At 59.0% G+C, this 23,097-nt stretch carries 22 protein-coding genes; 1 reads left to right on the top strand and 21 read right to left on the bottom strand.

Features of this window, described 5'->3' with window-relative positions:
• The first annotated feature begins 65 nt into the window (after window positions 1-65).
• Window positions 66-620, top strand: a complete 555-nt coding sequence (locus MO767_RS18480) for a nuclear transport factor 2 family protein (protein ID WP_282481681.1) — start codon at window positions 66-68, stop codon at window positions 618-620.
• A 41-nt stretch (window positions 621-661) separates the two neighbouring features.
• Here the strand turns inward: MO767_RS18480 and MO767_RS18475 are convergent, their stop codons facing one another.
• The 21 genes from MO767_RS18475 to MO767_RS18375 all read right to left on the bottom strand — a co-directional run bounded on the left by MO767_RS18475 (window position 662) and on the right by MO767_RS18375 (window position 23,044).
• Window positions 662-1,636 (bottom strand): LysR family transcriptional regulator, encoded by a 975-nt coding sequence (locus MO767_RS18475; protein ID WP_282481680.1) that lies wholly within the window; start codon window positions 1,634-1,636, stop codon window positions 662-664.
• Window positions 1,629-2,615, bottom strand: coding sequence for a LysR family transcriptional regulator (locus MO767_RS18470; RefSeq protein WP_282481679.1), 987 nt, complete (start codon window positions 2,613-2,615; stop codon window positions 1,629-1,631). The genes MO767_RS18475 and MO767_RS18470 overlap by 8 nt, the downstream gene beginning before the upstream one ends.
• 283 nt (window positions 2,616-2,898) lie before the next feature.
• A complete protein-coding gene (locus tag MO767_RS18465; protein ID WP_282481678.1) occupies window positions 2,899-3,642 on the bottom strand; it encodes an SDR family NAD(P)-dependent oxidoreductase in 744 nt (247 codons plus the stop codon).
• Between the two features lie 56 nt (window positions 3,643-3,698).
• Window positions 3,699-4,490 carry an SDR family oxidoreductase gene (locus MO767_RS18460; protein WP_282481677.1) on the bottom strand — a complete coding sequence of 264 codons (792 nt, stop codon included), beginning with the start codon at window positions 4,488-4,490 and terminating at the stop codon, window positions 3,699-3,701.
• Between the two features lie 69 nt (window positions 4,491-4,559).
• Window positions 4,560-5,435, bottom strand: coding sequence for an SMP-30/gluconolactonase/LRE family protein (locus MO767_RS18455; RefSeq protein ID WP_282481676.1), 876 nt, complete (start codon window positions 5,433-5,435; stop codon window positions 4,560-4,562).
• A gap of 73 nt (window positions 5,436-5,508) precedes the next feature.
• Entirely contained in the window at window positions 5,509-6,000 is a 492-nt protein-coding gene (locus MO767_RS18450) for a VOC family protein (RefSeq protein WP_282481675.1), read from the bottom strand.
• Window positions 6,001-6,020: 20 nt separating this feature from the next.
• Window positions 6,021-6,377 carry a DUF4286 family protein gene (locus tag MO767_RS18445; protein ID WP_282481674.1) on the bottom strand — a complete coding sequence of 119 codons (357 nt, stop codon included), beginning with the start codon at window positions 6,375-6,377 and terminating at the stop codon, window positions 6,021-6,023.
• Between the two features lie 123 nt (window positions 6,378-6,500).
• Window positions 6,501-7,025, bottom strand: coding sequence for a nuclear transport factor 2 family protein (locus tag MO767_RS18440; RefSeq protein WP_282481673.1), 525 nt, complete (start codon window positions 7,023-7,025; stop codon window positions 6,501-6,503).
• A 68-nt stretch (window positions 7,026-7,093) separates the two neighbouring features.
• Window positions 7,094-7,567, bottom strand: coding sequence for a VOC family protein (locus tag MO767_RS18435; RefSeq protein ID WP_282481672.1), 474 nt, complete (start codon window positions 7,565-7,567; stop codon window positions 7,094-7,096).
• A 149-nt stretch (window positions 7,568-7,716) separates the two neighbouring features.
• Window positions 7,717-9,051: an MFS transporter gene (locus tag MO767_RS18430; RefSeq protein WP_282481671.1), complete on the bottom strand. Its 1,335-nt coding sequence runs from the start codon at window positions 9,049-9,051 to the stop codon at window positions 7,717-7,719.
• A gap of 8 nt (window positions 9,052-9,059) precedes the next feature.
• Complete coding sequence (locus MO767_RS18425; RefSeq protein WP_282481670.1) at window positions 9,060-11,534, bottom strand: MMPL family transporter; 2,475 nt, start codon at window positions 11,532-11,534, stop codon at window positions 9,060-9,062.
• Between the two features lie 51 nt (window positions 11,535-11,585).
• The gene (locus tag MO767_RS18420) at window positions 11,586-12,701 is read right to left on the bottom strand and encodes a YCF48-related protein (protein ID WP_282481669.1); all 1,116 of its coding nucleotides are present in this window, start codon (window positions 12,699-12,701) and stop codon (window positions 11,586-11,588) included.
• A gap of 44 nt (window positions 12,702-12,745) precedes the next feature.
• The gene (locus MO767_RS18415; protein ID WP_282481668.1) at window positions 12,746-14,113 is read right to left on the bottom strand and encodes a DUF1329 domain-containing protein; all 1,368 of its coding nucleotides are present in this window, start codon (window positions 14,111-14,113) and stop codon (window positions 12,746-12,748) included.
• 11 nt (window positions 14,114-14,124) lie between these two features.
• Window positions 14,125-15,768, bottom strand: a complete 1,644-nt coding sequence (locus MO767_RS18410; protein WP_282481667.1) for a DUF1302 family protein — start codon at window positions 15,766-15,768, stop codon at window positions 14,125-14,127.
• A gap of 573 nt (window positions 15,769-16,341) precedes the next feature.
• Entirely contained in the window at window positions 16,342-17,253 is a 912-nt protein-coding gene (locus MO767_RS18405) for a LysR family transcriptional regulator (protein ID WP_282481666.1), read from the bottom strand.
• Between the two features lie 16 nt (window positions 17,254-17,269).
• Window positions 17,270-17,884, bottom strand: coding sequence for a glutathione S-transferase N-terminal domain-containing protein (locus tag MO767_RS18400; RefSeq protein WP_282481665.1), 615 nt, complete (start codon window positions 17,882-17,884; stop codon window positions 17,270-17,272).
• 33 nt (window positions 17,885-17,917) lie between these two features.
• A complete protein-coding gene (locus tag MO767_RS18395; RefSeq protein WP_282481664.1) occupies window positions 17,918-18,850 on the bottom strand; it encodes a fumarylacetoacetate hydrolase family protein in 933 nt (310 codons plus the stop codon).
• The gene (locus tag MO767_RS18390; RefSeq protein ID WP_282481663.1) at window positions 18,847-19,809 is read right to left on the bottom strand and encodes a flavin reductase; all 963 of its coding nucleotides are present in this window, start codon (window positions 19,807-19,809) and stop codon (window positions 18,847-18,849) included. The genes MO767_RS18395 and MO767_RS18390 overlap by 4 nt, the downstream gene beginning before the upstream one ends.
• Window positions 19,810-19,880: 71 nt before the next feature.
• Complete coding sequence (locus MO767_RS18385; RefSeq protein WP_282481662.1) at window positions 19,881-20,903, bottom strand: VOC family protein; 1,023 nt, start codon at window positions 20,901-20,903, stop codon at window positions 19,881-19,883.
• Window positions 20,904-20,924: 21 nt separating this feature from the next.
• Window positions 20,925-21,461: a carboxymuconolactone decarboxylase family protein gene (locus tag MO767_RS18380; protein ID WP_282481661.1), complete on the bottom strand. Its 537-nt coding sequence runs from the start codon at window positions 21,459-21,461 to the stop codon at window positions 20,925-20,927.
• Window positions 21,462-21,523: 62 nt separating this feature from the next.
• Complete coding sequence (locus MO767_RS18375) at window positions 21,524-23,044, bottom strand: 4-hydroxyphenylacetate 3-hydroxylase N-terminal domain-containing protein (protein WP_282481660.1); 1,521 nt, start codon at window positions 23,042-23,044, stop codon at window positions 21,524-21,526.
• Between the last annotated feature and the right edge of the window lie 53 nt (window positions 23,045-23,097).

The following is a 23,097-nucleotide window of genomic DNA, read 5'->3' as shown; positions in this document are numbered from 1 at the left end:
CGTCACGGCGCGAGGCCGCGAGTCGAAATCCGCATGTCCAACAACAATGAAAACAGGGGATACCCATGACGCTCGAAGAACTTGTCGCACGCACCGAAATCCACGATGTTCTGCTGCGCTACTGCCGTGGTCTGGACCGAATCGACATGTCACTGGTACGTGGCGCCTTCCACAAGGACGCCTACATCCATTTTCCGGAAAGCCTGCACGTCGGAGGTGCTGAGGGATTCTTTCAGTTCCTGACTGACGAAATGCCACGATTCAACCGCACCCAGCATTTCCTCGGTAACAGCCTGGTGGAATTCGATGGCCCCGAGATCGCCTATGTCGAAACCTATCTGCAAGCTGATCACGCCGCCTCAGAGCGGCATCACTGGAAAGGCGATACGGTTAAATTGTGGGCGCGGTATTTTGACCGATTTGAACGTCGCGACGGTGTCTGGCTGATCGCCGAGCGTCGTCTGATGGTCGACTTGATGTACCGCTATCCGAGGGGCAACTGGTTTGACGACCATCCGGATGCTTCCGGCAGCCCGCGTGACGGGACTGATCGGGTACTGCGCAAGGTCGCCGGTTTTTCCGGCACCCCGATGGCAGATAAATCACTCGCCGACGCCTGACCGCGACCGCCAGGGGGGCAACGCCCCTCTGGCCCTCTTTTTCATTGCAGCCTGCGAACGGCCTGCCGGTTGCCTGACTGAAAACTGCCCAGCAGCTTGATGTGCTCATGGGTGACCTGTTGGATTGCATTGATCGCTGCCAACATCAATTCTGAAGGTGTTACCCGCGCCGGCTGCACCAGCAGCAGCTCCAGCGTCAGGCCCGTACCGGAAAAAGGGTTGAGTCTGAAGTCCCGCTCCGATGGGTCTGCACTGAAGTCGTGAACGAACAGCAGGCCGGGAAGAATCGCCATCCACTCGCTCTGCCTGATCAGGTCGAGCGTGGCCAGCACAGCGTCGAGCTGATAACAAGGGCCAGGCCCCGAAAGCGCTTCCAGCTGCGAACCGATCCACTGCGCATACTCGCGACTGTCAGGCGCCAGCAGCTTTAAGCCCGTCAGCTCGTCGAGTTCAATAAGCTCACCATGCTCGAAGCCACTGTCATGGGTAATTGACGAGACTAGAAATGCAGGTGTAGCGGCAAACACGGTCGTCGCCAGATCCGCCGGTGGCTGCGAAATCGACGGAATGATTGCAAAGTCGAGTTCGCCAGCCCGGACCATGTCGATCAGCATGTTGCTGGGTGCGTCGATCACAGCGATAGAGGCGTTGGGGTTTTGCGACATCAGGCGCAGATAGGCCGGTGCGAGCTGATAGGTCGCCAGTGTCGGAGTTACCCCGAGCCGGACTTCGCCGGACAATCCCTGCTCAAAGCTATCTATGGCCAACAAGGACCTGGAATTGGCCGCTAGCACCTCTAGGCAATGCTGGTAAAAGGAGGTGCCCGCCGCGGTGGGCTCAACGCCTTTCTGCCGGTCGAACAGCTGCACACCGAGCATCTCTTCGATCTGCTTTACGTGCTGGGAGATGCCCGACTGAGTAGCGAACTCACGCGCCGCGGCCGCGGTGAACGATCGTGTCTCGTACACCGCCACGAACATTTGCATCTCCCGCAGGCCGGGTAGCGAGTCATTCATGGCGCGTTATCTCATTAAGGGCAGACGAGAGGTCGACGTTTGGCAACTGCTCGCCATGGGCGATACGAATCGGGATTGCGTTGATATCCTCGGTGGCCTTTCGCAAAAACTCGATGAAGAGTTGGGCAACCATGGACAAGGGCTTTCGCGCCGGTTCCACCAGCAGCAGATCGTCCCAAAGGATGGGATCGGCCAGCGGATTGAGCGTGAAGCGTCGGCGGCGCAAATCATCGGCGATGAACAGGCCGGAAATAATGGCTGTCCAGTGGCTGGAACGCACCAGATCCATGGCCCCGAGCATGGACTCGAACCAGTTGAGCCGCTGTACGACCTCGACCTTATGGTCGATCAGGTACTGTTCCAGCAACGGTCGTCTCCCGATGGGCAGAACTAGGTGCAAGTCCTTGATGTCGCTCAAGCGTACCGGCTCGCAATGGGGCAAACCTGAATCCGGCGAGGACACCAGGAACGCCGGTGTCCTGGTGAACAACGATGTGACCAGCCCGGCGGCCCCAGCCTCGTATGACATACGCTGGGTGATGGCGAAATCCAGCATTCCGCGGCGTACCGCGGTCGCAATCACGCTGCCGGCACCTTCGGTAAGATGCACGGAAACGTTGGGATATGCCGCTTCGAAAGCCTGGAGTGCCCGGCTGAACACCGAGCGGCTCATGGTTGGAATCATGCCGATGCGAAGCGAGCCGCCTGAGGGCTCTGCGCGATGACCGACCGCGTTGCATGCGCTTTCATGCAGGCGAAGCAACTGCACACATTGCCGGTAATAAGCATGGCCGGCTGGCGTGGGAATAATCGCGCGGTCCCGGGCAAAAAGCCGCACACCCAATTGAGTTTCCAGCTGCCGAACGTGCGCAGACACGCCGGACTGTCCCAACCCTTCTCGGCTGGCGGCTACGGTGAATGAGCCTTCCTCGTACACGGCAACAAACATGCGAATGTGCATCAACTTCGGGAGCATCATGCGCTGGATCGTCTCTTATTATTTCTTACTGAGCGGAATCAGCAATTTATAGAAGGCTCGTACTCTATCCATATCGGGAATGGCTTGCCAGCTCTACTCAGTGCGTAGATGAATAGACGCAAGTACATTGAGCGGGAAGAGTTAGACGGTCCAGGCCTTGGAGTGGAGACGGAATGTCTGGAGCGCTTCTCGGAGCGACGGCAAGACTGCGCACACTTGCCAATCCTGTGCTGCCCCTTGCGCCTCCGAGGACCGGCAAATGTAGCGGCAGGCTGCTTTTCGCTTAACTGGTTTTCATCATGCCGCCATCGACGGCGAGCAACTGACCGGTCATGAATTGCGCGTCCTCACTGGTCAGAAACAGGATCGGCCCGACGATATCGTGCGGTACTGCCATTCTTTTAAAAGCTTGTTGATTGACAACGTTATCGCGTACCACATCGGGTAAATGGCTGGTGCCCGGTGTCGCGGTCAGTGCTGGCGCGAGGGCATTGACGGTAATGAAGTCTTTACCCAAGTCGTTGGCAAGCCCGCGGGTAAATCCAATGATGCCCATCTTGCTTGCCATGTAATGACTGACACCTACGGCGTTGGTGACGATCGATGTCGAAGAGACGTTGACGATGCGCCCCCAATGATTCTCTCGCATCATCGGTACGAAGACTTTCGCGCTTAAAAACATGCTATCCAGATTGATTTCAAACGTCCGTCGCCAGGTTTTGAAATCCAGGTCATCGAAATGCACATTGGGGTAGATCCCGGCATTGTTAACTAGGATGTCACAGCGACCATATTCCTGCTTCACGACCTCGCCAGCAGCGTTCCAGTCTTGTTCTTTACTGACATCACAATGAATGGCGATGGCCTTGCCGCCGGCCTTCTCGATCAGATCGCAAGTCTGCGAAAGATCGGCGATATCCAGCAGCGCCAACACGGCACCGCGCTGCGCGAGTTGAACCGCCAGTTCCTGGCCAATGCCTTTTGCGGCCCCCGAAACTACGGCGACGCGATTTTTATGGGTTTGCATTGTTTCTTCACCTCTAGCGTCTGCAGATTTGTGTGAAAAGTCGTGCGTGTGACTGCTCATGCCTCTGATCTCCAGATGATGCTGGACATTCCACCGTCTACCGCAACGTCAGTGCCGGTGATGTAGGACGCTCGGTCGGACGCAAGAAAGAGCGCGGTTTCGACAATCTCTTCCGCTCGGGCCGGCCGGCCCAGTGCCGCATGCCGCCACAGTGGCCGCGCTGTCGGTAAACCGTACTCATCCAGTAGTGGAGAGGGAGGTGCGTCTGGATTCGAAACCAGCCCTGGACTGATGCTCACCGAGCGAATGCCGTGTGGTGCGCCTTCGGCGGCGAGCATACGGGTAAGCGCAAGGACGCCTGCATTAGCCACACCATGCGCAACGGCAGGAAAGCCGGAAAGCTCAAGGTGGCCGGCAATCGATGCCACGTTCACTATCACGCCTTTTTTCTGGGCCAGCATTTGCGGCCAGACCGCGCGAGCGGCCACATAGGCGATCGTCAGCTCATTGCGAATCGTGTAATTCCAATGCTCAATCGAGGCGTTTTCGAAAGGTGCAATGCTGACGCCCGCAGCGTTGTTATACAGGACGTCGATTCGGCCCCAGCGCGATACGGCTTCATCGGCCCATTGCTGCGCATCCAGGGGATTGGCCAGATCGAGAGGCTCCAGCGAAAAAATCTCGCCACCCTCCGCCCTCACCAGCCTGCAGGTCTCTTCAGATCGCTGGATTGCGATATCGCATCCGAGCACCTTCGCGCCTTCCCTGGCAAACATCTGGGCAGCAATTCGCCCCATGCGCCCACCGATTCCTGAAATCAGCACTACCTTGTCTTTGAACTCGGCCATCGCAGCGATCCTGTAACTTTTGAAGTTTCACTTAAAAGGCGCGCCGAATCTCATTCGGCGCTAACTCGATCAGCCACCGAAGCGCGGTTCCGGTAGCCCTTTCACCCCCAGGCCATGGATGGCGAACAGACTGCCGCGCATCTGATTGTCACCGGGATAGCGCGGCAACGGCGGCTTGGCCATGGAGGTGACAAACAGCGTGTCCAGGTCTGGCCCGCCAAAGTTGACACTGGTGACCTTCTTCACCGGCATTTCAATGACCCGATCCAGGCTGCCGTCAGGCGCGAAGCGGCACAATTTGCCCGCGTAGACCTGGGCGTTCCAGAGGTACCCTTCGGCGTCGACCGTCGAGCCATCAGTCGCTGTTGTCGGGGTGAAACCTGCCTTGGTAAAGGTGCGACGGTTGGCGATAGCGCCGGTTTCCAGGTCGTAGTCATACGCCCAGATTTCACCGGAGAAGGTGTCCGAGAAATAGAACGTCGACCCGTCCGGGCTCCAGCACGGTCCGTTGGAGATCGCGAACCCCTCGTCGAGTTTGTGCACCGACAAGTCGGGGTCGACGCGAAACAGATTGCCGTCCGCAAAGCCCTCTCGGGTGTCCATACTACCAACGATGAAGCGCCCACGCGCATCCACCTTGCCATCGTTCAACCGGTTGTGAGGTTTATCTGCCTCAGGGTTAACGATCAGCTGCGTGTCGCCCGTGTTGAAGTCGAGGAAGTGAAACCCCGAGCCAAGTGACACGATTGCACCGCCATCGCGACGCAGCGCCATGGAGCCGATCGTGTCCGGCATGTCCCATGAGCGAACTTCGCGTCCATCAGCGGTGCAGCGAAACACGCGACAGCCAACGACGTCGATCCAGTACAAGCGTTGCTCTTGCACGTCCCATAGAGGACCTTCGCCGATGGTCGTTTTTACATCGACCAGCACATCGATCTGCATGTTATCTCCCGGACTCTATTGAACTGCAATTGGGCGATCCGACGCTGAACCACAACGTTGAACGAAATCTTGCTCAGGCCTTTGGCGGTTCGGCAATGGTGATGAACACTCCGTAGGGGTCCTTGAAGCTGAACCAGGTCATCGTCAGATTGCCGCCAGGCTTGCGGATAATGATGTCTTTGGGCTCACAAACGACTTCAACGCCTTCATACGCACTGATCTTGTCGAAGGCCTCGCGGGTACTTTCCACAAGCAGTGCCAGACGGGTGATGCCCACCTGATTCATCAGTTCGTAAGGACCATCACCGAGGATGGTGGCGGGTTTGGTGTATTCGATCAGGTTGATTTCAGTGGCGTGTTTTGCATCTGCGCCTGCCGTCAGGATGTGGTGCGCATAGATACTGATTTCATCTTCTGCAAAACCCAGCAGTGGCCCGTCCGCTTCGTCGGTCCTTGTTTCGAAGGTGGAAACGAAGCCCAGCACATCACGGTAAAACTTCAGCGCCTGATCGACGTCTGGAACGGTGATGCAAACATGAAGAATTTTTTTTACTAATGCGTTCATAACTGTTTACCATCCGTTAATTAACCATTCCAGGCATTGGTGAGGTTGTAGCGTGTGGCCCATTGGACGTCATAGACTTTCTCGCCCCAGGTCTTCGTTTTATCTTCCCCGGCTTCCGTGCGCGCCGGGCTGCTCATCCAGGCTTCAAACCTGGCCTGATTATCGAACTCATAGATCGTCAGGTAAGTTGGGCAAGGCTGAGTGGTGGTGCCGACGTGATAGGTTTCTTCGGCCAGCTTGAAGCGGGTGACTTTCCTGACACAGTCGCCCTGCAACAACATGGGCACATGAACTTCGTCATACCAGGTATTGAACTTGTCTTCGTCTTCCGCCGGGCAATTGATACCCACTGTCCAGATAACCGTCTGGTCATTCATTTTTCAGCTTCCGATGTAAAAGTTGCTCTAATCAAGAACAACACAATGGGAATTCGGACAAAAGAAACCCCAGACCACTCCCGTCCGAAAATCGGAAGTGGATCCGTAGTTGCTAATCAGTTATTACTTTTTGGCGATGGCTTCGAAGAATCGGACTTTGCCTTCTTCACGATGACTGCGCAGCGTGTGGGTCGTCATTACCGGGTGCTGTTCATAAGCCGGCTCAGGCACATTCGGATTGCCCGTCCAGGAAATCAATCGGCAGACACGATTGCTGATGCGCCAGCCCTTGTCGGTGCGGACCAGTACATCGTCGTACCAGCCACGGCCAACCCAGTCAGGACCGCCCACAGCTGAATCGCGGGAAAGCAGCCAGTCGCCATAAGTCAGTGCATAGGCGGTGTCGCCATCCACGTGAACGCAGGAACCGGTCATCGTGTGCATGTGGTTGGTCAGGGTTTCGTGGAAGTCCTTGAAGGCGAACTTCAGCGCACCCACCGACTTCCATACAGCGCCGGCCGGACCGAAATCTGCATGGGCGTCTTCGGTAAACACCTCGTCCAGCAAGTCCCAGGCGTGAGCGTCAAGCGCGACTCCATAGAGGTTGATGACGTCAATAATTTCGGATTTATCTTGTGTAACACTCATTTAAAACTCTCCGTTTTGCCAGGGTAAGTAAAGTCGCAGCCAACTGGCACTTCGAAACAAACGACCTATTACTTGCAGTATTCAATGACTTCCAGGACGTTGTCGAAGGGGTCTTTGAAGGTCAGGATTTTGAATTTGCCGCCGGTTGGAGCAATCACCGTTTGTGGCTCGCAAAGGAAAACGATGTCGCCACGCGCTTTCAGCTTCTCATAGATGGCATCGGTGTTGTCCACACCAAACGCCATGCGGTTGATGCCGGCGTGGTTCAGCGGTGCAGAAGCGGTAGAGCTGACGACGGTCTTTGGCTCAACGAACTCGATCAGATCGATAACGGTGGCGTTTTCCTTTTCCTTGCCGACGAGGTGGTCAGCATGGATTTCGATGATTTGACCCGGGAAGCCGAGGATTTCGCCGGGCGCCCTTTCGCCACGCAGTTTGCCGATGGACTCAAGGCCGAGCACATTGCAATAAAACTCAAGTGCCGCTTCGATATCGGCAACGGTGATGCAGACGTGGAACAAGCGGTTGATGTAGCGATCCATATTATTTCCTCTGTTTTCAGTTAGTACTGCAAGTTAGTTAAACACCTAGATGAAACTTTAAAACTTGATACATCTAATTCGAAACAGCCGTGCTCGACGCTGCGTTATGCAAGCCACAAAAAACAACCCGCCTCAAAACTTCAACGTTGTTACTGCTGAACAGTCAGTATTGGAGCCTCTTTCACCAGCAGAAAAGCGAAAAGTGCCACCAGGCTGGGTGCAGCCATGTAAACCAGGATCACCGGCACACTGATGCCTGCAGCCAACATGAAACCGGCAATTGCAGGGCCAATGATCGGCCCTACCCGTCCAATGGCGTAAATCACACCCATGGCCGAAGAACGAAAGCTCAGGGGATACAACGACCCGACATAGGGCAATAAAATGCACGTAGCGCCCATTGCCGCGAACCCGGCAAAAAACATGCAGATCAGCGCGCCAACCGGGTCCTGGATCACGCCAATCAGGGCAATCGAGACGAACAGAACAGGCATGTAAATGGCGAACACTTTCCTGTATCCCATTCGGCCTGCCATCCATCCGGCCAACGGTGTGGATATGAAGTTGCTGCAGGTGAATACGAGGATGAACGACACACCGGTAGTCAGCGAGTACCCGCGTTGCACCATCAGTTGCGCAATCCAGGTAGTCAGGGTGACCGCAATCATCATGATGCAGAGCATGCCAATGCCCAGAAACACCGTGTTGCGCCCGTAGCCGCCTTGAAACAGGCTTTTGAGCGGCACTTTGGCGGCCAGTGGCTCTTTGAGTACGTACTCATCATTGTCGGCGCCCACAAACTGCGGATCTGCCTTTACCAGTATCTTGCGGATGCCTGCGCTTTTACCCTTTTTCACCAGGATCGACATTGATTCAGGCAGCCATACCAGCGCGACGGGCACCAGAACGATACAGACGAAGGTAACGAGCAATATCGCCCGCCATCCCACCGTGGTCAGAAACGCCATCGACAGCAACGCAGACAGCAGCACGCCCACCGAGATGCCCGTATAGGACACGCTGGACACCATCGCTTTCCACTTGCCCGGCGTGTATTCGAAGACCAGCGCCACGGCAATCGGCACGATCCCGGCCAGGCCGAAACCGGCTATAAAGCGGTAGAGGGCGAAATCAACGGTTCCCTGGGCCAGGCCGCAGGCTGCCGTGAAGGTGATGAATACGGTCATGCCAATCAGCATCATTCGCTTGCGGCCCATGGCATCCGCCGCAATGCCGAAGATAATGGCGCCGCCAACGGCGCCGATGTGTCCAATGCTCGCCAGGATCCCCGCCTCGGCCGGACCCATTTTCATGTCGGCCATGATGGCTGGAAGCAGCGTACCGAAGAGCGCGCTGTCGATCCCGTCGAACACGATCGCCAGAAAACAGATCACCGCCACTCGCAGGCTGAATGAGTTGAATCGGCCGCCTTCAATGACCTGGGTGACGTTGACCTGGGCGCGGCCTGTTAGTTGAGCATTCATCAAATGAGTCATGGCAGGCATCTCTCGTACATCAGTTTTTCAGTCTGACCTGCGGGGACAGGCGTTGAAGCTGCAGGCTGGGGCGCGGCAAGGCTTGTCTCGACGATCGAACCTTCCCGGGCGCCTGGCAGCAGAAAGCGCGCCAAGGCAGGTATCAGTACCAAGGCACCGAGCATGTTCCACAGGAACATGAACGCCAGCAGCAGCCCCATGTCGGCCTGGAACTTGATGCTGGAGAAATGCCAGGTCGCGACCGCTGCCGCCAGGGTCACACCGGTCAGCAGCACCACCCGGCCAGTGAACTGCAAAGCGGTGGCGTAAGCCTGTTTCAATGTGGCGCCGGCACGCATGCGGGCCAGAGTTACGCTGAGCACGTACAGCGCGTAATCAACGCCTATGCCCACGCCCAGGGCAATCACCGGCAGCGTGGCAACCTTCACGCCCATGCCCAGGGCCACCATCAGCGCTTCGGCCAGGATGGACGTCAGCATCAGCGGCAACATGGCCACCAGCACTGCCCGCCACGAGCGGAAGGTGATGAAGCACAGCAAAGCCACAGCCCCGTAGACCATGAACAGCATCTGGTACCAGGCTTTGTGCACGACGATGTTGGTGGTGGCGTCGATCCCTGCCGAGCCGGCCGCGAGCAGGAACGTTGCGTCCTTGTCGTTGTTTTTCGCGGCGAAGCGTTCAACCAGATCGACCACCTGCTGCAGCGTCTCGGCGCGGTGGTCACGCAGGTAGGCGAACACCGTCAGCAGATTACATTCTTCGTTGTACAGCTCGCGCGGTGCCCGGGCTGTGATGGTGTTGAGCATGTTCTGGTTGCCCGACAAGTCGTACCAAAGCGGACTGCCCTCGTTCATGCCGACCATCAGTCGACGTTGCAGCCGCGCAATCGACTGGGTCGACTCAACACCGGGCAAGTCCATCAGTTCCCATTCGAGCTGATCGACCCGACGCAGCACGTTGTACTGGCTGCAGTTGCCTTCAGGCGTCTTGACCATGATGGCAAAGAGGTCGTTGCTGGCACCGTAGTTTTTCGTCATATAGTTCACGTCGCGGTTGTAGCGCGAATCGGCTTGCAGTTCCGGAGCACCGGGATCGAGATCGCCGACTTTCAGCTGGGTGCCGACCGCAACGCCGACCACCGCCAGAACCGCCGCCGTGACGATCGCCAGCGTGGCGCGTCGGCCCTCGGTGAAGCTGACCAGCCAGATAAAGAAGGCACTGCTCTCCCCTGCCGCGTTGGCCGATTCCCGGCGCACCGCGCGCTCGGCGGCTTTACGGCTGACACCCACGTAGCTCAGGAGCACAGGCAGCAGGATCAGGTTGGAAATCACCAGCACCAGCACACCCAGGCTGGCGGCGATGGCGAGCTCGCGGATAACCGGGATGTCGACCATCAGCAGCACTGCGAACCCTACGGCGTCAGCGAGCAGCGCTGTCAGGCCGGCGAGGAACAGACGCCTGAAGGTATAGCGGGCCGCCACATAGCGATGCGTGCCACGGCCGATGTCCTGAAGGATGCCGTTCATTTTCTGCGCGCCGTGGCTGATACCGATGGCGAAGATCAGAAAAGGTACCAGCATGGAATACGGGTTCAACGAATACCCCAGCAGTGGCAACAGGCCCAGTTGCCACAGCACGCCGGTCACCGAGGTCAGCACCACCAGCGCGGTGCTGATCACGTCACGGTTGTACAGGAACACCATGGCGGCACAGATGACCAGGGCGACGAAGAAGAACCCGATCACCTCCTGCATGCCGTCCATGAGGTCGCCGGACAACTTGGCAAAACCGGTGATGTGAATCGCCACCTCGTCGCTGCTGTACTTGGCGCGCAATTGTTCCAGCTGCTCGGACAGGGCCGCGTAGTCCAGCGGCGTGCCGGATGCATCGTGTTCCAGCAGCGGCACCTGGATGATGGTGGATCCGCCGTTGGCCGCAACCAGTTGGCCGATCTCACCCGAGCGCTGCACGTTCATGCGCAACTCTTCGAGTTTGGCCGGCGAGCCGTCATAGTGCGCCGGGATTACCTGGCCACCGTCCAGGCCATCCTCGGTCACGGCGGTCCAGCGCACGTTGGGCGTCCACAGCGATTTCATGAAGGCGCGGTCCACGCCCGGCAACATGAACACGGCGTCGTTGATCTGGCGCAGCGTTTCCAGGTAGCGCGCGTTGTAGATGTCGCCCTTGCGGGCCTCCACCGCGATCTTCACCGAGTTACCCAGGCCGGTGAGCTCTTTCTTGTGCTCCAGGTAATGGGTGATGTACGGGTGACCGGTTGGAATGGTCTTTTCGAAGCTGGCATTGAGCTTCAGGCTCAACGCGCTGAAGCCGAGCATGATTGTGACCAGCACGCACAGCAACAGCACCAGGACGCGGTGGTTGAATACGGCGCGTTCCAGCCGGGAGCCGGAGCGCGGGTCAAAGTCTTCGAGCCGGCAAGCCGCGGTCTCGGTGGTAGTCACAGTGGTCATGTCGTTGGACTCTTGTTGTGGCGCGTCGCGGAATCAAAAAATTGCATGTCGTCAGCCAAGCCGGGCGACACCGCCCAGGCTGGTGGCAACGAGACCACCGTCTGACGCTTCGACCAGTGAAGTCAGGGGATCGCGTCGCGCGAGCGGTTGCTCGGCGAAATGCGCCCCCCCGTCGCGACTGGCCAGGACTCGTCCGCCCTGCGCCAGCAGCATCACGCGACCATCGCGCAGCTGCACACTGGACAGGATCGTCAGGGGTGCCGACAGCTCGATCGGGCTGACGGCCGTACTGCCTGGCGCGATGCGGCAAGCCGCGCCCAACAGGCCGGCGAAGACAAAACCGCCCTCTTGCGTGGCCGTCGCGGTGAACAAGGTGCGCCCGGAAGGCGAAACCAGTGACTGGAAGCTGGCGCCATCGTCGTCGCTATGCATCAGCAGGCCCTGCTCGCCGGCCACCACCCAGGTCCTGTCATGCCGGGTAACCGCGTACAAATGCAGGCTCATTGGATTGGGCAGGCGATCCCGGCAAGGCGTCCAGGTCTTGCCGCCGTCGTCAGTGGTGGCCGCCAGACCGAACGCGCCCACCACCATCCCGTGCAGCGCGTTGGCAAAGCAGATCGACAGCAAGGGTTTGTCCGCGCCGTCATCCACCAGACGCTGGGCGTCCTGGATACGGCGATCGCGGTCGGCATTGGTCGCAGGCAAGCCTTGGGCCTGTTCCAGGGCAGCCTTGGCCAGCGCCACCCCATCGGTCTGCAGCGACCAGTTTTCGCCTCCGTCGGAGGTATGCAACACAACACCACTGTGGCCAGCGATCCAACCCTGACGAGCATCGGCGAAGCTCGCCGAAGTCAGGGTCACGCTGACCGGCACCCGGGCCTGGCGCCACTGGCGCCCACCGTCGTCAGACAGTACGACCATACCGCGCTCGCCAATCGCCACCAGCCGGTCACCGGCCAGGACCACCCGGGTCAGCACAGCGCGCGCTGCCCGGGGGGTCATGGTGGCGGGTTCGCGCAGCGGCCCGCTCAGGGCCGCCGAGGCAAACGCCACTGTGGTGGAAGCCATGATCGGGGCCAGCAGCACTTGCAGACCCAGGCCCATGCCCAGCAGTAGCAGCCCCCGACGCGCCCCGTCGACGCCTTCATTGTTGTTATTGTTATTCATACCGGTTATCTCATCAGATTCATTGTTCAAGCGAGATACAGTCTTTAGCGCACACCTTCTCCAGCAAGGGATTCGGGCGTGAAGATCCGGTCCGGCAACGAGGCCTTGAGATTGACTTGTTGTTCACGGGGGAAATAGGCAGATGCGAAGTAGCCACCGCCGATCAGGTCGTAGGACATGTAGCCCGCGACGATGGTGCCTGGCGCCCCCGGGAACACGGTTGCCAAGTTATAGGTCACCTTCCACAGTTGCCCCTGGGCGTCCCAACGCTCGCCTGCGACAGCAATCCAGGTGTCTTCGTCAAGGTACACACGCAGGCGTGGAATCACGTGACGCTGGCCTTGCTTGAGCGTGCCTTCCACCACCCACACTCGATGCTGCTCGAAGCGCACCAAATCAGGATTCACGGTCTGCGCGTTCATCAACTGGTCCAGCGACGTCGCCTGGTGGTAGCTGTTGGTGTTGTACGGCACGTACATCTCTTTCTTGCCCACCAGCTTCCAGTCGTAACGGCCGATGGACGAAGAGAACACCTCGACTTCGTCGAAATTGAGGATGCCGCCCGCCACCGGGCTAGGCACGTCGCAGCAAGTCAGCGGCAGACGGCGCACACGGCGCTGGCCGGTCAGGTACACCCAGGTCTTGGACTCGATGTCATTGATGTTGACGCGCTGCAAAAGGATCTCGCCGGCGCGGATGGGCGGACCGGACGTGTCGACACGACGCACCACCATGTTGGAACCGGCAGCCTGCCACTTGTCCAGATTGCTGTTCGGGTCGTAGTACGGGAACGAGCTCTTGGCCACGTTCTGCGAAACCGGGATGACCTTGCCTTCAGGCGTCACGCGCGCCAGGCTTGGCGCCGTCTGGTAGCCGGGGCTGGTCCATCGCAGCAGGTGGTTCCAAATCGCCTCTTCGCCGTTCTTCGGGATCGGGAACGGGATGCCGCCGTAGGCGCCCTTGGGGAAAGGACCGAGTTCGCCAGTGGGGTCCATGGTCGCCCGGGTAGCGTTGGCGAAGGTGTTGTCATACACCCACTGGGGAGCCCCTGCCGTGCGCCGGGTCGGGAATACCTCAACCTTGAAGTTAGGGTATTTTTTCAACAGGCCCATCGTGCCTTCGGTCAGCTTGTCCGCATACTGCGCGGCGTTCTGCCCGGTGATGGTCAGCAGCGGCTTGTCCTTGGCAAACAGGTCTGGAATCGCCGCCGAGGTATACGACGCATCGACCGGATAACCGCCGTCCCACGCCGGAATGCTGCCATCCTTGTTGCCGGCACGCTCGGCGCCCAGCGGCGTCAGAGTGGTCTTGAGTTTGGCCGCTTCGTCAGCAGAAACAGCGGCCTGGACATTCGGCGCCACCAAAGCGGCGCATGCCAAGGCAAGCAAAGTCATGCGAGTGAAAATGGTCATGTTGTTTTCCCTTAAAAGGTGCGACGCAGCGACGCTGAGACGAAATCACGATCTTTCAAGCTTTGCTGGAAGGTGAACGTGCCGTTGACGGTGGGATCGGTGGACGAATACACGGCGGTGTTTTCAGCGCCGTAGTAGTGGGTATACGCCATCGAGAAGTCCCAGACGGTCAGGTAGTTACCTGCCAGGGTGAAGGTCATGTCGCCGCCATCGTTGGGCCCCATGATCGTCACAGGTGACTTGCCATGGTTGTAGCCCATCGTGAAGGAAGGCGTCAGGTCCAGGCCGTCCAGCACGTTGCGCTGAGGAATCGCGAACAGCCCGCGTACCGCTGCTGCGCGTCGATCCAGCCCCGGGTCCATGGCATTGCAGTTGCTGGTGCAACTGGTCAGCTGGTTGTAGGCCACTTCCATGCTGAAAGAAGGTTCGTCGGACAGGAAGTTGCGTGGCATCGTCCAGATCATCGACACGTTGGCATGCGCTGTATTGCCGATGGCATAGAACGCGTGGTTGTTGTTGTCTGCCTCTTTGGTTCCAACCTCCTGCGGCAGGCTCGTCAGCGGCGTGTCGCGACGCACCGAAAGCTCGCCGGCGAAGTTGACCGTGTCCACGGTCGTGGTGGCACTGACACCGAACGACTTGATGTCCTCCGGATAGACCCACTGGTAAGTACCGAAGCCTGCACCTGTGACCTGGGTCCGACCTGCATGGGAATACAGCACAGGCGTCTTGGCATGGAAACGGATTGCATAGACACCAAATTCCCAGTCGCCCAACTGCGAGCGCAAGCCAAGACCATACTGGCCTTGATCGCTGGCCTTGATGTCTGCGCCACGGGACAGACCAATGCCTGGCACACCAGGTGCGAAGCGGATGCGCTCACCACCGTCACCGATGAAGTCGTTCACCGAGAAGTAACTGCCGGCCGCAGGCAGGCGAGTAGCCTCCCAATCGTACTGGTAGTAACCCATGACAGTCAGTGCCGGGGAAAACTGGATCTGGCCGGAGAACTGGCCCACCGGGCGGATGATTTCCTTGGTGGTCGATCCTGGTACCGAAGACGCCTTGACCGCATCCACCGGCGACTGGGTGCCGGCAATGGCGTTGGAGCCGAAGAACAGACTCTCGCCCCAGAGCACGGTGTGCTGACCCAGGCGACCGCTTACGCGGGCTGTGCCAACGTCCGTGCCGCCAAAGACGAACGCATCCAGAATCTCGGCCTTGCGGCCGTGCAGGTCGCGGGTGTCATCGGTGAATTCGTTGTAGGGCACCGACAGCGAGTTGTTGGTCGCCGGGGAATTGTTTTGATTATCGTGGTTGTAGACGTCGTCATACCAGGCCGCACCACTGATCCGCATGCCGTAATCGTCGCGAAAAACCAAGTCCATTTCCGACAGTAAATCAAGTCGGTTGGAGATCAGCCGGCCACTCTTGAAGTTACGGTCGCCGTCATCGCCGTTCAACGCCGCGGGACCACCTGCGCCACCTGGAGGTGGGGGCGCGAACTGAGTGAGCCTGTCAGACTGGCCCTCGACACGCATACCGGCGGAGTACTTGACCGTGTTGTCCCAGCGCAGTTTGAAATCGGGATTACCGAGATCAATAGGCGCCGCCAGTGAAGAGCCAGCAGCCAGCAGGCTGGTCGCAACCACCATGGACCGAAGGCTTTGGTGGTAAGAGACGTCGTGCGGTACTGCAAATCTTATTTTTATTATTTGCATTATTGCTACCTAGAGAGATTGTGTGACGCATGAACTCCGGTTGCTGATCTGCCCGGTTGCATGAATCGGCCAGTCACAGCGACCCACAAGAAATACCTCCCATGATGTGTGGCACCGGATTGATTCATGCACGAGCGGATCGTTGTGCAGGCAACACAGAGTCGCGGTTTGAGATTGATTTCTTATCCTCAGCCCTGACTGTGTTTCTGTGTTGGCCCGAGTATATGCAGCCCCTTTTCGGCCTGAACAATGATAAAAGCCGCTACACCGCAGCCAGAAAACTGATGGTCAAGTCAGGCCGCGTGTTCGGCAGGGGGAGAAGTAAAAATCCACGTCTGAGCCCGCCTGATTGGCGTATTAATGGGAAGGATTGCGGTGGGAAATATGGGCGTGCGCGTGAGTCCAGTGCGCCATTGCAGCGTCACCAGACCGGGTGCAATTCGCAGGTGCAGGAGTCAACACCGAAGGCGTTGAATGAACGGATAGGTACGACGCACGCGACAAACATCAACGATCTTCCGGGACTAACCCTTCGTCACGACCAGAAGTCAGGTGCATCGCCATTTTGTCGAACAACAGCTTTACCCGCGTCAGTTCCAGTCGGGCAGTCGGCACCATGATTTTCACCCAGCGTTCCACCAGGGAGAATTCCGCCAACACAGGCACCAGTTGCCCCGTCTGCAGGGCGTCGGCAACAATCGGCAGCGCCAGTTGGACAATCCCGTGGCCATCCCGGGCGGCGGCGCACAGATAGCCCTCGTCGTTGGTGATGAGGACCGGGCGCACGTCCACCTCTATGCGCCCCTCTGGTGAATTGAACCCCCAGATGGAGCCGGCCAGGGAAAACGTCAGGCACGGGTGATGGATCAGATCGCGCGGATGCAACAAGGCTTCACTGCGGGAAAGATAGGCAGGTGCTGCGCATAGCAATCGCGGAAAGGGCCGGATGACCTGCTCGACAACTTCTGAATAAGCCATCTGATCCATCCCGACGGAGATATCAAAACCCTCCTCCGCTGGATTGCCGCCCCGATCAGACGCGATGATCTCGAGCTGGACCAGCGGATGCTCGGCGCGGTAACGGATGAACAGATCACCTAGGCCCTGGCGGATAAGAACGGCCGGGGCCTTGATCCTGATCGGGCCTTCGATGCTTCCGGGATTGAGGATTGCTCCGCTGACCATGTCGCTGTAGGACCGCAGCAGTTGCCGTGCGTGGGTAAGATAACTCTGCCCCGTGTCGGTCAGCGTCAATCGGCGGGTCGAGCGGTCGAAGAAGGTCGTCTTGAAATCCCATTCGAGTTCGTCGACCCGCTTCATGATGACTGAGGGCGAAGTATGCAACGTCCGCGCGGCGGCAGAAAAATTACCGGTGTCGGCGGTCACGACGAAAGCCTTCAGCTTCAACAGCATGTCCATGGTGCAGCGCTCGGAATCAAGTGATGAGTTCAGACTCGACGGCGCGACGGATTTCGACCTTCGACCACAGGCGGTCGTGGTGTGCCTGGCAACCTGGACCCAGCGAGCCGATTCCATTGAGCACACACCAGTGCTCGAGATAGAAAAGTGCGAAGTCCGCGATGGTCATTTTTTCGAATAACCAGTCTTTGCCGTTGATCTGTCGTTCGGCGCGGTCGAGACCGGCCTGGAATGTTTTCAGGCCCTGCGCCCTTACAGCCACGTGGTCTGATTCGCTCGGCGTGAATTTCTCCGGCCGGCGAGCGCGAGTGTAGCCTTGCATGTGCACGGTAGATACCAAATATTCGAGCATTTCCAACACGCGAATCTCGCCTTCGATATCCGTCGGGATCAGCTCTCTTTCGGGATTCGTGCGCGCCAGATAGAGCGCGATCACCGGGAACTCGGTGAGCAGCGATCCGTCATCGCGAATCAGCGCCGGCACTTTGCCCTTGGGATTGATCTGCGTGTACGCCTCGAACTCTGGTGTTCCCGGGCGGGCGGCCTTCTCGATCTCGAACGGCCGGCCAATTTCAGCGAGCAAGGCGTGGATACCGATCTGGCAGGCACCGGGCAAAAAATACAATTTCATAAAACACTCCAGAAGTGATGGGGAATGGGTTGCTCAAGCGATGAAGGTTTCCAGCACACCGATACCGTCCACGCCCGCTTCCACCCGGTCGCCAGGCTTGAGATACCACTGGCGTGGATCGGGCTTGTGGTGCAAGGCCACACCTTCAGGCGTACCGGTGCTGATCAGGTCACCGGGGACCAAGCCGAACCGCGACCAGAACGCGACCATCTCGGGAAAACCAAAAATCAGGTCCCGGCAGTCGGAATGCTGGCGCAGTTCGCCATTGACCTTCAGCCACAGCACCAGGCCAGTGGGGTCGGGCACGGCATCGGCGGTGAGGATGTAGGGGCCGATCGGGCCGAAGCCAGGGAAGTTCTTCCCCAGCATGATCATGCCGTTCTGCATTTCGCGAAGCTGCCACTCCCGCGCCGACAGGTCGTTGAAAATGGTGTAGCCGAAGATCGCGCTGGCGGGATCGATGTCGCTGTGGGCATCAATTGTTTTGCCCAACACCAGGGCGATCTCGACTTCGTAGTCGAAATCCTGCACGTCGTCGGGCCGCTTCACCTGGCTTTTGTGCGGGACCAGGGTACGCCCGAGCTTGACGAAGCCGGTCGGGAAGTCACTGTGCAGCTTGCTGGCGTTGGCGGTATAGCCCTTCATCGACTCCAGCTTGTGCCGGCCAAAGTTGCGGCCTGCACAGAACATCGACTTCGCTGGCACAGGCGTCAGCCACTCAACGCAAGCCGGATCCTCCATCCAGATGGGGTCCTGGCGTTCCGCGGCCCAGGAGAGCAACTCGCGCGTGGCGTCCATCGCCAGTGCGCCGCCCTCGATCAGGGCCATTACCGACGCGGGTGTACCTGGGACGCCACGAACAGCGGCAGCCTTGGCCACATCGACGAGCAGCTCACGGCCCGATACTGAGCTGACGATGCCGAGCCGCTCGGGCCCCGCGGCGGATTGGTATCGTGCAATTTTCATGCGTCGAGCCTTGCCAGCAGGTGCTTGAGCAGTTGCACTTCACTCGGGTCCAGGTTGCCCTGGACATCGGCCTCGCTCGACTTGCGGATGGCGATCAGCTCCAGCACCGCAAGACGGCCCTCAGGGGTCAACCTGATTGCCACTTGCCCATCGCTGGAGTCGACCTCATGCAGCAACCCACGCTCGATGAGCTTTTGCACAATCGCCGCGGAAATCCCCTGGCCGCGGACTTTTTCGCTGCGTGCAACGATCTCCGGCACGCACAAGCCGTCCTCACGGCCAATGATGCTGAGCACGGCGTACTCTTCTGCAGTCCACTGCCGGGATTGAAGTTTTTCAATCACGGTCTGCCGGGTCTGGAAGTAGGCGTTGGAGACCTGATACAGCAAATCATCGGGTGTGAGGTTGCTGAACTCATCAGCCGAGGTAACAGGCTGTTTAGGTAACAACATGCCATAGCGCCCGCCGTGGAAGACCAGGGGTTTACGCGCGGAATGACTGAAATCGACAATCTCGCCGACGAAGATGACGTGATCCCCACCTTCGTATTGATACGCCAGCTTGCAGGCGAAGCGGGCCATGCACTCCTTCAGCATTGGAATACCGTCCGGTCCGCGATCAAGCGCCAGCCCCTCGAAACGGTCGATGCCTTTGCTCGCAAAGCGACCCGAAAGTGCCTCTTGATCGGCCGAGAGGATATGCACGGCGAAATGCCCGCTGTTGCGAAAAGCATCCATGTTCAAGGAGGTCCGCGCCAGGCTCCAGAGCACCATCGGCGGATCCAGCGATACCGAGGAAAAGCTGTTGGCGGTCAAACCGATGTCCACGCCGCCTGGGCCGGCGGTGGTGACAATGGTCACGCCGGTGGCGAACGAGCCGAAAGCGTCACGCAAGGCACGGCCGTCGAAGGCTGGGCTGGCTTTGGCAGGGTCTGTCTGGGTTGCTGTCTGTGTGGTCATGTCGAATACCTCCAGTCTTCTTGTTATCGATACCGCCTTCGCGAGGGGCCACCGCAGTGGCCCCTGCTCTGCTACTTATTGGCGGCCCTGGCGCGTGCCTTGTCCGCCAGGTAAGTCTCAAGCGTCACCAACGGACCACGCTCGTGGTCCAGCTCCTTGGTCGCAATACCGCTGAACGCCGTCGTCTCGTTGAACCAGGCTTCCTGCGGAGGCAGGCCCCAGCGCAGCGACAAGCCAGGCTTGCGCACATCCCATGCGACAGGTTCGACCTCGATATCGATCAGCAGGTAGTGATCGCAGAACAACTCCACCCGATGGCCATCGGGATCGCGCAGATAAACGAACAACACCCCCGCCGGGCCATGCCGGCCAGGCCCCCGCTCCACTACATCGCCCATGCCCAGATTGCCGGCAATGTCACAGGCGCGCAGGATGCTGTGGGAATCGGACACGGTGTAGGCAAAGTGGTGCAGGCGCGGGCCTGGATTTTCCAGGAACACGATGTCCTGGGTCCCGGGTTTACGGAACATGAACGTCGCAATCAACTTCTCGTCCAGCGCCATGTATTCGGAAATGCGGAAGCCCATTTCCGCATAGAAATCGGTCTGCTCCTGCACATTTGGAACCTGGATCTGGTAATGGTCGAAGCGCATGGCCGCGCCGCCCTTGAAGTCCTGGAACTGCGTGTACACACGTGGCGTGGTGGTCATGGTGGCGCAGAGTTGCACGGGGGTTCCGGCCGGGTCGTTGACCAGCAGCGTTCGCCCTTGGTGTGGCACTTCGATCCAGCGTGCAGGCAGGCCTTTGGACCTGTAAAAGTGCTCCGCCTTGTCCAGTTCTTCTTCGGTGTAAACCCGAAACCCGATCGCCTCAGCCTGGTGCTCGCCGTTGTGGCGCTTGAGCACCAGACTGTGGTGGCACACCTCCTCCAGACCACGGAAATACAAGGTGTCGGCATCGCGTTCGGTCAGGACCAGGCCAATGACCTGTTCGTAGAAATCGCGACTGGCTTCCAGGTCGCGGGAGGTGATGACCGCGTGGCTCGAGCGGGTGATATTAAACGGTGGGTAGTAGACCGGTTTTGGCAGTGGCATGGTGAGTCTCCTGGTGTCTATTCAGAGCCGAGTGAAATCGGCCTCGTTGCTCAACTCGAGGGGGCCAGTCAACCGACCGGTCATGTTGTACCAACCAATATTGAACAGCAGCGCGACGCTCTGCTTTTGCCCCAACCCGTGGAAAACGGCTTCCCAAACTTCGGTGCTGACTTGCGCCGGCGCCCGGGTAGCGTCCCGAGCTAGACGCAGAACCGCCTTCTCGAGCTCTGAAAACAGCGGGCTCTTTTCAAAATCCCAAAGCGCGAGCATTTGCTCCTTAGAGACGCCCTCCTTGATCGCACGATTCCAGTGGGGATCGTGTTCGTAGTGGGTGCCCATGGTCTGGCATGCCATGACAATGGCCATCTCGCGCAACTTGGGGTCGATGCCCTGGCCTTGGCGAACGGCGTCGGCCATGGGAATGAACACCTCTAGGATGTCGGGGCATGTGGCCAGGGTCCGAAAGATCTGCGCGTTGGGTGCGTGACCGCGCTTTTCCCGAAGCAGTGCAAAGGCTTCGGGTTCTTCGTCCGGGGTTGGCAGGTGAATACGAGGCATAGGGAACTCCGCACATTATTGTTGGATGTCGGCTGCCGCAGCACGACTGCGGCACCCTGGGATTACTGGCCGTTGATGCGCTGGTCCCACTCACCATTGCGATCAAGGAACGCCCACACCCGGTCTTGTGCCTCCCGGGCACCCGGATACCGCTCGCCGCGCATCTGCGCATTGCGCCATGGATCGCCGGAGAAGAACTTCTCGTAGAGATTCTGCCGACCGGCAAAGGACGAGCAGGAGGCATCCCAGGCCAGGCGCAACAGCTGCATCTTGCGTTCGGCCGGAATGTCGGCGCCGGCGCAGTAACGTTCGATAGCAGGACCGTTCTCGCTGTAGAGATCCTCGACCGTTGGCGCCACCACCACGTTACCGGCGCCGAGCAGTTGCAGGATCTCCAGGGCCCGAGCGTGCATCGCCGGGTACTGGGCGCGCACCACATTGAGTGGCTGCTCATAGGGCACAACGGTGCCGCCGGGGCCTGGAATGCAGTCGATTTCGGCCACGCGAATCAGGGCGCGCAGGGTCTCGACATAGGCCACCAGCTCGGACAGCTGAACCATCACGTTAGGAAAGCGGCTGTGGTTCACTTCCGTCAGGTTGTAGGCAATGCCCAGCAGGAATTCCATTTTCGCCAGCGAGCGCGTGGCCGACTGGTGTGAGCCGTGGGGGCCGGAAGGCGACTTCATCGCCGACTCCACGGCTTTGATGCTGCGGTACATGAACACGCGTTCCCACGGAATGAACGCTTCGTCAAACCACAGCACGGCATCCATCTCATCCATCCGCGCCGAGAGGGGGTCATTAGCAAAGCGACCCGTGGTGGGGAACGAGGGACGGCAGATCATCTTCATCCCGGGAGTATCGATGGGGCAGGCAAACCCGACCGCGTAGGCCTCAGCATCCGCCACCAGAGGGAATTTCGCCGCCGCCGGCATGATCAGTACTTCATTGGCCAGGGGGCCGAGAGTGGCCACCGAACGCGCGCCGGAAACATAGATGCCGGCATCGGATTCGCGCACGACGCGCATCACCATGTCGCCTGGCTGTTCGAACATCTGCAGGCGCTTGTCGATGTCCGGCGACACCAGCGAGTGAGTCAGTGCGAGGTCATTTTCGCGAATGAACTCATGGTATTTCAGGATGTTCTGGCCGAACTGCGCGCCACCGGCGGCAAACAGTTCATGGGCCGAGGCATGGGCGCTGACCATGACGTTCAGGAAGTCGGGGGTGCGTCCCATCATGCCGCCCACGGCGTCCATCCAGGTCTTCATCATGTCCCGGCGCAGGCGCAGGTCGTCGGCAGAGCGCGGCAGCATGAACGAGCGCCCGACGCGCGCACCGGAAGTCGGCGAGACAAAGGTCATCTTGTCTTGCAAGGCCGGATCGCTCTGAATGTCATATAGATCAGCGATGGACTGGACCGCGCCGCGGAAGCGGCGATCCTCTGTCACGTCCTTAATGCGCTCGCCATCGATCCATACGGAGCGACCATCTTTGAGAGAGTCGATGTAGTCAGCTCCGCTGCGTACGCCGACCCGGGCTCCACTCATGGCAGTTGATTTTTTGTTCGCGTTATTTTCCATGGGTACTGCTCCTGCATTTGTAACGTTTGGCCTGAGGCGGGATGACCGCCGCC

The organism is Pseudomonas sp. UYIF39 (genome assembly GCF_029963765.1).
Taxonomy (GTDB): domain Bacteria; phylum Pseudomonadota; class Gammaproteobacteria; order Pseudomonadales; family Pseudomonadaceae; genus Aquipseudomonas.
The sequence above is the reverse complement of the archived record's forward strand: the minus strand, read 5'-3'. Positions and strand labels throughout refer to the sequence as shown.